Annotated in this window: 9 protein-coding genes and 1 pseudogene; 9 read left to right on the top strand and 1 reads right to left on the bottom strand. The window is 57.2% G+C overall.

The window, feature by feature from the left end:
- Positions 1-449 precede the first annotated feature (449 nt).
- From fecI to HMPREF3178_RS29295, 9 genes and pseudogenes are all read left to right on the top strand, one after another.
- Complete coding sequence (fecI, locus tag HMPREF3178_RS01920) at positions 450-971, top strand: RNA polymerase sigma factor FecI (RefSeq protein WP_001572456.1); 522 nt, start codon at positions 450-452, stop codon at positions 969-971.
- Entirely contained in the window at positions 968-1,921 is a 954-nt protein-coding gene (fecR, locus tag HMPREF3178_RS01915) for a ferric citrate uptake sigma factor regulator FecR (protein WP_070584980.1), read from the top strand. Before fecI ends, fecR begins: the two co-directional genes overlap by 4 nt.
- 86 nt (positions 1,922-2,007) lie before the next feature.
- On the top strand, positions 2,008-4,332 hold the full coding sequence (fecA, locus tag HMPREF3178_RS01910; protein WP_020325014.1) for a TonB-dependent Fe(3+) dicitrate receptor FecA: 2,325 nt from the start codon (positions 2,008-2,010) through the stop codon (positions 4,330-4,332).
- Between the two features lie 44 nt (positions 4,333-4,376).
- Positions 4,377-5,279: a Fe(3+) dicitrate ABC transporter substrate-binding protein FecB gene (fecB, locus tag HMPREF3178_RS01905; protein ID WP_004182127.1), complete on the top strand. Its 903-nt coding sequence runs from the start codon at positions 4,377-4,379 to the stop codon at positions 5,277-5,279.
- A complete protein-coding gene (fecC, locus tag HMPREF3178_RS01900; protein WP_004118243.1) occupies positions 5,276-6,274 on the top strand; it encodes an iron-dicitrate ABC transporter permease FecC in 999 nt (332 codons plus the stop codon). The genes fecB and fecC overlap by 4 nt, the downstream gene beginning before the upstream one ends.
- The gene (gene fecD / locus HMPREF3178_RS01895) at positions 6,271-7,227 is read left to right on the top strand and encodes a Fe(3+) dicitrate ABC transporter permease subunit FecD (protein ID WP_070584978.1); all 957 of its coding nucleotides are present in this window, start codon (positions 6,271-6,273) and stop codon (positions 7,225-7,227) included. Before fecC ends, fecD begins: the two co-directional genes overlap by 4 nt.
- A complete protein-coding gene (fecE, locus tag HMPREF3178_RS01890) occupies positions 7,228-7,995 on the top strand; it encodes a Fe(3+) dicitrate ABC transporter ATP-binding protein FecE (RefSeq protein ID WP_004152282.1) in 768 nt (255 codons plus the stop codon).
- Positions 7,996-8,048: 53 nt separating this feature from the next.
- The gene (gene tnpB / locus HMPREF3178_RS01885; RefSeq protein WP_227636022.1) at positions 8,049-8,387 is read left to right on the top strand and encodes an IS66 family insertion sequence element accessory protein TnpB; all 339 of its coding nucleotides are present in this window, start codon (positions 8,049-8,051) and stop codon (positions 8,385-8,387) included.
- 49 nt (positions 8,388-8,436) lie between these two features.
- Positions 8,437-8,695: pseudogene (locus tag HMPREF3178_RS29295) on the top strand (IS66 family transposase); the annotation flags it as partial.
- Positions 8,696-8,717: 22 nt separating this feature from the next.
- Here the strand turns inward: HMPREF3178_RS29295 and HMPREF3178_RS29290 are convergent.
- Positions 8,718-8,960, bottom strand: coding sequence for an EAL domain-containing protein (locus HMPREF3178_RS29290; RefSeq protein ID WP_077270094.1), 243 nt, complete (start codon positions 8,958-8,960; stop codon positions 8,718-8,720).
- Between the last annotated feature and the right edge of the window lie 359 nt (positions 8,961-9,319).

The following is a 9,319-nucleotide window of genomic DNA, read 5'->3' as shown; positions in this document are numbered from 1 at the left end:
TCACTCGAAGATATTCAGGCATGGTACATCCGCGGCAAGCCCCTAATTTGTACTGAGGGGCAAAGTGAAAAAAGTTACTTTTTGTTGAAACGACAGTTAGCAATAACCCCCCGCTTGCGGGGGCCATACCCACCAGGAGCAAACGCAGAAAGCCCGAGATACTTCTGCTGTACCGGGGGCTGGCGACATTTCAGGCAACACTCATAGTTGACATCCTCCCCGCCCTAAAGGGCGGGGAGGATGTCAATAATAGCAGACCACATCATGATGTCATTCTGACCGACAGATGCCAGAAGCAGAGGATCCATCCCATTTTATATCTACCTTATAACACTTAGAAAAACAACATGTTAAAAATGTTTATTGGAAACAATTTTATTTCCAATTGTAATGATAACCATTCTCATATTAATATGGCTACGTGATAATTAACTTTTAATGTACTCCGCATGTCTGACCGTGCCACTACCACAGCTTCCTTAACGTTCGAGTCGCTTTATGGCACCCATAACGGCTGGTTGAAAAGTTGGCTGACGCGCAAACTCCAGTCTGCTTTTGATGCAGATGACATTGCCCAGGACACTTTTTTGCGGGTAATGAGCAGCGAAACGCTCTCGACGATCCGCGATCCTCGCTCTTTCCTGTGCACTATCGCCAAACGCGTGATGGTGGACCTGTTTCGCCGAAACGCGCTGGAAAAAGCGTATCTGGAGATGCTGGCGCTTATGCCGGAGGGGGTAGCGCCTTCACCTGAGGAACGCGAAAGCCAGCTCGAGACCCTACAACTCGTCGACAGCATGCTGGACGGGCTAAACGGAAAAACACGTGAAGCGTTTCTGCTTTCGCAACTGGATGGCCTGACATACAGCGAGATTGCGCACAAACTCGGTGTTTCCGTCAGCTCCGTGAAAAAATACGTGGCGAAAGCCGTCGAGCACTGCCTGCTGTTTCGTCTGGAGCATGGGTTATGAATCCTTCGTTAACCGATTCCCGGCGTCAGGCGCTGCGTTCAGCTTCCCACTGGTATGCCGTGCTAAGCGGCGAGCGCGTCAGCCCACAACAGGAAGCGCGCTGGCAACAGTGGTATGAACAGGATCAGGATAACCAGTGGGCCTGGCAGCAGGTTGAAAACCTGCGCAACCAGCTTGGCGGTGTGCCTGGCGACTTTGCCAGCCGGGCGCTGCACGATACCCGCCTCACCCGCCGTCACGTGATGAAAGGATTACTGCTGTTGCTCGGCGCTGGCGGAGGCTGGCAACTCTGGCAGTCGGAAACCGGCGAAGGTCTGCGGGCAGATTACCGCACCGCCAAAGGCGCAGTCAGCCGTCAGCAACTGGAAGATGGCTCCCTGCTCACGCTGAATATCCAAAGCGCGGCGGATGTGCGTTATGATGCGCATCAGCGCACCGTCCGGCTCTGGTACGGTGAAATCGCCATTACTACCGCGAAAGATGCGCAGCAACGCCCCTTCCGCGTCCTGACCCGTCAGGGCCAACTCACCGCTTTAGGGACAGAATTTACCGTCCGCCAGCAGGATAATTTCACGCAGCTTGACGTGCAGCAGCACGCCGTGGAAGTGCTTCTCGCCAGTGCCCCCGCGCAAAAACGCATCGTGAACGCTGGTGAAAGCCTGCAGTTCAGCGCCTCTGAGTTTGGCGCAGTGAAACCGCTGGATGACGAGAGTACAAGCTGGACGAAGGGCATCCTGAGCTTCAGCGATAAACCGCTGGGTGAGGTGATAGCCACGCTAAGCCGTTACCGCAACGGCGTTCTGCGCTGCGATCCCGCCGTTGCCGGGCTGCGCCTGAGCGGGACGTTCCCGCTGAAAAATACCGATGCGATCCTGAACGTTATCGCTCAAACGCTTCCCGTTAAAATTCAGTCTATTACGCGGTACTGGATAAACATTTCACCGCTGTAAGAAAAATAATTCTCATTTCGATTGTCCTTTTTACCCTTCTCGTTCGACTCATAGCTGAACACAACAAAAATGATGATGGAGAAGGTATGACGCCGTTACGCGTTTTTCGTAAAACAACACCTTTGGTTAACGCCATTCGTCTGAGCCTGCTGCCGCTGGCCGGTCTCTCGTTTTCCGCTTTTGCTGCACAGGTTGATATCGCTCCGGGATCGCTCGACAAAGCGCTCAATCAGTATGCCGCACACAGCGGAATTACCCTCTCGGTTGACGCCAGCCTGACGCGCGGCAAGCAGAGCAACGGCCTGCACGGAGATTACGACGTCGAGAGCGGCCTGCAACAGCTGCTGGACGGCAGCGGACTGCAGGTAAAACCGCTGGGAAATAACAGCTGGACGCTGGAGCCCGCGCCCGCGCCAAAAGAAGATGCCCTGACCGTGGTCGGCGACTGGCTGGGCGATGCGCGTGAAAACGACGTATTTGAACATGCTGGCGCGCGTGACGTGATCCGCCGTGAGGATTTCGCCAAAACCGGCGCAACCACCATGCGTGAGGTGCTTAACCGCATCCCTGGCGTCAGCGCGCCGGAAAACAACGGCACCGGCAGCCACGACCTGGCGATGAACTTTGGCATCCGGGGCCTGAACCCACGCCTCGCCAGCCGCTCGACCGTCCTGATGGACGGCATCCCCGTCCCCTTTGCCCCTTACGGTCAGCCGCAGCTTTCACTGGCTCCCGTTTCGCTCGGCAACATGGATGCCATTGACGTGGTGCGCGGTGGTGGTGCGGTGCGTTACGGACCGCAGAGCGTGGGCGGCGTGGTGAACTTTGTTACCCGCGCCATTCCGCAGGACTTTGGTATCGAGGCGGGGGTGGAAGGTCAGCTCAGCCCAACCTCTTCACAAAACAACCCGAAAGAGACGCACAACCTGATGGTGGGCGGCACAGCGGACAACGGTTTTGGCACCGCGCTGCTCTACTCCGGCACGCGCGGCAGTGACTGGCGCGAGCACAGCGCCACCCGCATCGACGACCTGATGCTGAAAAGCAAATATGCGCCGAATGAGGTGCACACCTTCAACAGCCTGCTGCAATATTACGATGGTGAAGCCGACATGCCCGGCGGCCTGTCCCGCGCGGATTACGACGCCGATCGCTGGCAATCCACCCGCCCGTATGACCGCTTCTGGGGCCGTCGCAAGCTGGCGAGCCTGGGCTACCAGTTCCAGCCGGACAGCCAGCATAAATTCAACATTCAGGGGTTCTACACCCAAACCCTGCGCAGCGGCTACCTGGAGCAAGGCAAACGCATCACCCTCTCGCCGCGTAACTACTGGGTGCGCGGTATTGAGCCACGCTACAGCCAGAGCTTTATGATCGGCCCTTCCGCGCACGAAGTGGGCGTGGGCTATCGCTATGTGAATGAATCAACGCATGAAATGCGTTACTACACCGCCACCAGCAGCGGGCAGTTGCCGTCCGGCTCAAGCCCTTACGACCGCGACACGCGTTCCGGCACCGAGGCGCACGCCTGGTATCTGGATGACAAAATCGACATCGGCAACTGGACCATCACGCCGGGTATGCGTTTCGAACATATCGAGTCATACCAGAACAACGCCATCAAAGGCACGCACGAAGAGGTGAGCTATAACGCACCGCTTCCGGCGTTGAACGTGCTCTATCACCTGACTGACAGCTGGAATCTTTATGCAAACACTGAAGGCTCGTTCGGCACCGTACAGTACAGCCAGATTGGCAAGGCTGTGCAAAGCGGCAATGTGGAACCGGAAAAAGCGCGAACCTGGGAACTCGGTACCCGCTACGACGACGGCGCGCTGACGGCGGAAATGGGGCTGTTCCTGATTAACTTTAACAATCAGTACGACTCCAACCAGACCAACGACACCGTCACTGCACGTGGCAAAACGCGCCATACCGGGCTGGAAACGCAGGCACGTTACGACCTGGGTACGCTAACGCCAACGCTTGATAACGTTTCCGTCTACGCCAGCTATGCGTATGTGAACGCGGAAATCCGCGAGAAAGGCGACACCTATGGCAATCAGGTGCCATTCTCCCCGAAACATAAAGGCACGCTGGGCGTGGACTACAAGCCGGGCAACTGGACGTTCAATCTGAACAGCGATTTCCAGTCCAGCCAGTTTGCGGATAACGCCAATACGGTGAAAGAGAGCGCCGACGGCAGTACCGGCCGCATTCCCGGCTTCATGCTCTGGGGCGCACGCGTGGCGTATGACTTTGGCCCGCAGATGGCAGATCTGAACCTGGCGTTCGGTGTGAAAAACATCTTCGACCAGGACTACTTCATCCGCTCTTATGACGACAACAACAAAGGCATCTACGCAGGCCAGCCGCGCACGCTGTATATGCAGGGGTCGTTGAAGTTCTGATGTGTTAACGCCCGGCTTGCCGGGCTTTTAGCTGGAATGTGACTATGTTGGCATTTATCCGTTTTATTTTTGCAGGCCTGCTGCTGGTGATCGGCCACGCCTTTGCCGCCACGGTTCAGGACGAACACGGCACGTTTACACTCGATAAAACGCCACAACGGATTGTGGTGCTGGAACTCTCGTTCGCCGATGCGCTGGCCGCCGTGGACGTCAGCCCGATCGGTATTGCCGACGATAACGATGCAAAACGCATCCTGCCCGAAGTGCGTGCGCACCTGAAACCGTGGCAGTCCGTCGGAACGCGCGCGCAGCCGAGCCTGGAAGCCATTGCTGCCCTGAAACCAGACCTGATCATTGCCGACAGCAGTCGCCATGCGGGGATTTACACCGCCTTGCAGCAAATCGCGCCGGTACTGCTGCTTAAGTCCCGCAACGAAACCTACGCTGAAAATTTGCACTCAGCGGCTATCATCGGCGAAGTGGTAGGTAAAAAACGAGAGATGCAGGCGCGTCTGGAACAACATAAAGAGAAGATGGCGCAGTGGGCCAGCCAGCTTCCCACAGGGACACGCGTGGCCTTTGGCACATCACGCGAACAGCTATTCAACCTGCATACCCAGGAGACCTGGACCGGCAGCGTGCTGGCTTCTCTGGGGCTGAACGTTCCCGCTGCGATGGCGGGCGCCTCCATGCCGTCCATCGGCCTGGAGCAACTGCTGGCGGTCAATCCTGCCTGGCTGCTGGTTGCCCACTATCGCGAAGAGAGCATTGTTAAACGCTGGCAACAAGATCCGCTCTGGCAGATATTAACCGCCGCGCAGAAGCAGCAGGTTGCTTCAGTCGACAGTAACGCCTGGGCGCGGATGCGCGGTATTTTTGCCGCAGAGCGTATTGCCGCTGACACGGTAAAAATCTTCCACCATCAGCCGCTTACCGATGTGAAATGACCGCGCTAAAACACCCGGTGCTGCTGTGGGGGCTTCCCGTTGCAGTACTTATTATTATTTTCTGGCTGAGTCTGTTTTGCTACTCGGCCATTCCTGTTTCCGGAGCAGACGCAATCCGCGCCCTGCTGCCTGGACACACGCCAACGCTACCAGAAGCGCTGGTGCAAAACCTTCGTTTGCCGCGAAGCCTGGTCGCCGTTCTGATCGGCGCAAGCCTGGCGCTCGCGGGCACGCTGCTGCAAACCCTGACCCACAACCCAATGGCCTCTCCTTCACTGCTCGGCATTAACAGCGGCGCGGCGCTGGCTATGGCGCTTACCAGCGCGCTGAGTCCGACGCCGGTTGCAGGCTATTCCCTGTCGTTCATCGCGGCATGCGGGGGCGGCGTGAGCTGGCTGCTGGTCATGACCGCAGGAGGCGGGTTTCGTCATACCCAGGACAGAAACAAACTGATCCTCGCGGGTATCGCGCTGTCGGCCTTTTGTATGGCTCTGACCCGCATCACCCTGCTGCTGGCCGAAGATCATGCTTACGGCATCTTTTACTGGCTGGCAGGCGGAGTGTCCCACGCCCACTGGCAGGATGTCTGGCAGCTCTTGCCGGTGGTGGTCACTGCAGTCCCTGTCGTGTTGCTGCTGGCGAATCAACTGAACCTGCTCAACGTCAGCGACAGTACCGCCCATACGCTGGGAGTGAACCTGCCGAGACTACGTTTGATCATCAATATGTTAGTGCTGCTTCTGGTTGGCGCGTGCGTCAGTGTGGCAGGTCCGGTGGCGTTTATCGGCCTGCTGGTGCCACATCTGGCGCGCTTCTGGGCAGGCTTCGATCAGCGCAACGTACTGCCGGTGAGCATGCTGCTGGGGGCCACGCTGATGCTGATGGCAGATGTACTCGCACGCGCGCTGGCCTTCCCCGGCGATCTGCCCGCAGGCGCAGTGCTGGCGCTGATTGGCAGTCCTTGCTTTGTCTGGCTGGTGAGGAGGCGAGGATGAAAATTGCGCTGGTCATTTTCATCACCCTTGCCCTGCCAGGCTGTGCGCTGTTATCACTCCATATGGGGGTGATCCCCGTGCCGTGGCGCGCGCTGCTGACCGACTGGCAGGACGGACGCGAGCATTATTATGTATTGATGGAGTACCGACTGCCGCGCTTGCTGCTGGCACTGTTTGTCGGTGCAGCCCTCGCCGTGGCGGGCGTGCTGGTACAGGGGATTGTGCGTAACCCGCTAGCATCACCGGATATTCTCGGCATTAACCATGCCGCCAGCCTTGCCTCTGTGGGAGCACTGCTTCTTATGCCATCACTATCCGTGATGGTGCTGCCGCTGCTGGCCTTTGCGGGCGGTATGGCGGGGTTGATCTTGCTGAAGATGCTGGCAAAGACCCACCAGCCGATGAAGCTGGCGCTCACCGGCGTGGCGCTTTCCGCCTGCTGGGCGAGCCTGACGGATTACCTGATGCTCCTGCACCCGCAGGATGTAAACAGTGCCCTGCTGTGGCTGACGGGTAGCTTATGGGGGCGCGACTGGCACTTTGTGAAGATTGCCGTGCCGTTGCTCATTCTGTTTTTGCCGCTGAGCCTGCGCTTTTGTCGCGATCTCGACCTGCTGGCGCTGGGCGATGCACGAGCAGCCACGCTCGGCGTGTCGGTTCAGCGCACCCGGTTCCAGGGGCTGATGCTGGCTGTCGCGATGACAGCAACCGGCGTAGCCGTCTGTGGCCCGATAAGTTTTATTGGTCTCGTCGTGCCGCACATGGTGCGCAGGATCGCCGGCGGGCGTCACCGCTGGCTGATGCCCGTTTCGGCCCTGACGGGCGCGTTGTTGCTGGTCATTGCCGATCTGCTGGCACGAATCATTCATCCGCCGCTGGAGCTTCCGGCAGGCGTGCTGACCGCCATTATCGGCGCACCGTGGTTTGTCTGGCTGCTTGTGAGAATGCGATAAATGAGATTACGTACTGAAAATCTGACCGTCAGCTATGGCGCACAAACCGTGCTGGATGGACTTTCTCTCGCCCTGCCTGCCGGAAAAATCACGGCCCTGCTCGGCCCTAACGGTTGCGGGAAATCGACGCTGTTGAACTGTTTTTCTCGCCTGTTAACACCAGACTCTGGCGAGATATTGCTTGATGAAAAACCCATAGCCGGTTTTTCCGCCCGCCAGCTGGCTCGCCGCCTGGCTTTACTGCCGCAACACCATTTATCCCCCGAGGGGATCACTGTACGGGAACTGGTTTCCTACGGCCGCAGCCCGTGGCTGTCGTTGTGGGGGCGACTCTCCGCGGAAGACAACGAGCGGGTCAACGTGGCAATGAGTCAGACCCGGACGCGCAATCTGGCTGACCGCAGGTTAACCCAGCTTTCCGGCGGCCAGCGCCAGCGTGCGTTTCTGGCGATGGTGCTGGCACAGGATACCCCACTCATTCTTCTTGATGAGCCTACGACCTACCTCGATATCAATCATCAGGTTGAACTGATGCGCCTGATGGTTGAACTCAAAAGGCAGGGGAAAACCGTAGTGACGGTACTCCACGATCTGAATCAGGCCAGCCGCTATTGCGATCATCTGGTGGTACTGGCAAGCGGTCGCGTGATGGCGCAAGGTGCTCCGGAAGCAGTGATGAAACCAGAGCTTCTAAAGACGGTGTTCAGCGTAGAAGCGGAAATCCATCCTGAACCGGTATCTGGCAGACCCATGTGTGTGGTGAAGTAGTCTGGCGAAGTCATAAGGATCATCACAGGACAGATAAAGGAAGTGATAACCACCTGCCAACAGGCACCAAAATCTGGCTGGTTGCCGGTATCACCGACATGCGCAACGGCTTCAATGGTCTCGCCGCAAAGGTGCAGACGATGCTGAAAGATGACCCGATGTCCGGCCATGTCTTCATCTTCCGGGGCCGCAGCGGCAGTAAGGTCAAACTGCTGTGGTCCACCGGCGACGGGCTGAGCCTGCTGACCAAACGGCTGGAACGCGGCCGCTTCGCCTGGCCCTCTGCCCGCGATGGCAAAGTGTTCCTGACCCCGGCGCAGCTGGCAATGCTTCTGGAAGGCATCGACTGGCGGCAGCCTAAAAGACTGCTTACGTCCCTGACCATGTTGTAGGCCTCTTTATCCTGGTTGTCGTTGAATAAGCCTGGTAAAATGCGGGCTTATGAACAACACCTCCCCCTGACGACATCCTTCTGCTGAAACAGCGCCTGTCCGAACAGGAAGCGCTGAACCGCGCCCTGCTGGAAAAGCAGGCCGACCGGGAGCGCGAAATAGACCATCTGCAGGCGCAGCTGGATAAGCTTCGCCGGATGAACTTCGGCAGTCGTTCTGAATAAATCTCCCGCCGCATCGCGCAGATAGAAGCCGACCTGAACCGGCTTCAGACAGAAAGCGATACGCTGACGGGTCGGGTTGCCGATACGGGCCGGGCCCCGTATCGTTTTAACCCTGAATATTCATCGCAGATATTGTTTCGGGTTTTCCGGTATACCAGCCCTGAACTAGGTAACCGGGGCCAAGAGAACAGACGAATTCAAACTGTCCTGGCGTTTCCACCCCTTCAAACACCAGTGGTTTGCCAGTACCACGTAACCCTTTCACCACAGAAACAAGTAGCGCTCGCTTCACCGGGTCATCAATATTGGCAATAAAAATACGGTCTATTTTTATCTCATCGAAATCCAGTACCGTCAGCCATTCAATATGGGGGCCGCTTGGAAAACGGAAAATATCCTACGTTAAGCCTGTTTTTTGAGCTGGCATGACGGGCAGCTATGAGCGAAGTATAGTCATTCGCCCTATCTCTTTTGTCGCACTTTCAACAAGGGGGTCGCTTGGAAAGCGGAACGAGGTCAGTCTCCGCCCGGACTGCTCAGCTCTTTAAACAGCAAAAGAGAGGCATCTTATGAGAAGGGATTGTTCAGTATGTCAGGGCAGACTGCTTTTTCATCCGCAGGTACTGAGGGTAAATGCTCAATTCCGGTACGATTCTTACTCTATAGCCAGACAGGGTAATGCTGTCAACCTGTTGATGACTATTTTAA

Source organism: Klebsiella sp. HMSC09D12 (genome assembly GCF_001808475.1).
GTDB lineage: Bacteria > Pseudomonadota > Gammaproteobacteria > Enterobacterales > Enterobacteriaceae > Klebsiella > Klebsiella oxytoca.
The sequence above is the reverse complement of the archived record's forward strand: the minus strand, read 5'-3'. Positions and strand labels throughout refer to the sequence as shown.